This is a genomic window from Catenibacterium sp. UBA627 (assembly GCF_002299355.1).
GTDB lineage: Bacteria > Bacillota_I > Bacilli_A > Erysipelotrichales > Coprobacillaceae > Catenibacterium > Catenibacterium mitsuoka.
This window is the reverse complement of record NZ_DBPF01000096.1, coordinates 1-1,646: the sequence shown is the minus strand read 5'-3', so window position 1 is coordinate 1,646 and position 1,646 is coordinate 1. Positions and strand designations below refer to the sequence as shown.

The window sequence follows — 1,646 nt, the reverse complement described above, 5'->3', positions numbered from 1 at the left end:
AGGAGAAAGCCATATTGATGTATTAAAAGGCATTGATATGACTATTAATAAAGGAGAATTCTGTGTATTGCTTGGTCCTTCTGGTTCTGGTAAATCTACACTACTTAATATTATTGTGGTATTGATAGTTTAGATGAGGGAGAACTTATTATTAATAAACATCATTTAAAGGCAATGAAAGAGAAGGAATTAAGTCAATACAGACGTGATCATCTAGGTTATAAATTAGTGGCGAAAAACCTATAGGCTTGCCTATGGGATGAAAGCCACATAATTTTTACATAAGTTTTGTATAGAGCAGATATATAATGTATGTATAAAAATAGAAAAGACCTTTTAATTAATGGGAAGACCAAAATCAAATAATGTTCAAATAAACATATCTATTCCTATGGAATGGAAAATAGAACTTGAAAACCTTGCACGTATCTATTCTGCTGAGGAAGGCGAGACTATTACATTTCTTGATCTTATACGCAGAGGCGTTCAGGAAAAATATTGGCTTAAAGAGCAGGGTAGTGGGTGAAGAGAAATATCACAGTGCTTTACATTGTAAATATCTAACACAATATCATATCATATGGTGTCCTAAATTCAGATTTTTGGTTTTAAAAGATAATGTTGATAATAGTTTAAAGCAGATATTACAGAAAATTTGTAACGATTATAATTATCATATAAAAGCACTTGAAGTGATGCCAGACCATATACATATTTTCGTAGATGTGCCACAGACTGTCGCTCCTTATGCGATGTGGCTAGAACTCTTAAAAGCATCAGCAGCTTAAAAAGTTCTATGCAAGATGTGGAACTTTATGGTCAGGAGGGTATTTGTCTCAACTGCAGAACGCATAAGCGAAGCTGCAGTAGTTAAGTATATAGAGGAACTAAAAAATGATTAGTGACGAAGAATACAAAAAGACTCTAAAACAATTTCATAAGCTTTCTGATAGACATATTCTAGCTGCTGAAACTGATATGTCTTCTTCTGATATACAAAAAGTTGTAAAGCTTTCAGATAAAATCAGAAAAGCAGGCAATGAACTTATAGGTCTTATGAGAAAGAATTATAACCAGCTTATGCGTACCAAGAGATATCGTAAACTGCTTATATTATATGGCTCTACGAAAGACGAGAAAAAACGTAAACATTTTGGTGACCAGCTCAATGAAATGCAAAAGCAGTATGATGTTACCTGGGATTTCTGCAGGAAATCAATGATATTTATCGGTAAGAAGTATAACGTAGATGCGGTCTTTGCCCTTACTAAAGCTGAAGATATTTGGCGTGGCATGGAAAAATGTTTATATGGTAATGGTAATATCTTACATTTTTCTAAATACAGAGACTTACCCTGTATAAGGGCAAAATAGATGAATCGTGGAATCCCTATATTCGTTAAGGATAATAAGCTGCAATACAAACTTGGCAGGACTGTATTTGGAATAAAGATTAATGATAGATTTCAGACAGATGAAGTAAATGCAGTATTAGATTATCTTGCTGAACCTGAGATTGTGAATAATAAAGCCGTGCAGACACTCATGGATGAAGCGTACTGTATTGATACATATAGACCATGCTATGCTACTCTTGTACCGAAATTAATTCGCGGTAAATACAGAGTATATCTACATTTAACCAT

3 protein-coding genes and 1 pseudogene are annotated in these 1,646 nt (G+C 33.5%); all 4 read left to right on the top strand.

Annotated elements, in window-relative coordinates:
- Nucleotides 1–37 precede the first annotated feature (37 nt).
- Complete coding sequence (locus B2S90_RS10925) at nt 38–133, top strand: ATP-binding cassette domain-containing protein (protein ID WP_286696716.1); 96 nt, start codon at nt 38–40, stop codon at nt 131–133.
- A gap of 385 nt (nt 134–518) precedes the next feature.
- Nucleotides 519–902 (top strand): annotated as a pseudogene (tnpA, locus tag B2S90_RS10920) (IS200/IS605 family transposase).
- Complete coding sequence (locus B2S90_RS05885; RefSeq protein WP_286696703.1) at nt 895–1,374, top strand: hypothetical protein; 480 nt, start codon at nt 895–897, stop codon at nt 1,372–1,374. The pseudogene tnpA and the gene B2S90_RS05885 overlap by 8 nt, the downstream one beginning before the upstream one ends.
- Nucleotides 1,375–1,646, top strand: a 272-nt coding sequence (locus B2S90_RS05880; RefSeq protein ID WP_286696702.1) for a hypothetical protein, incomplete at its 3' end; no start/stop codon positions are given.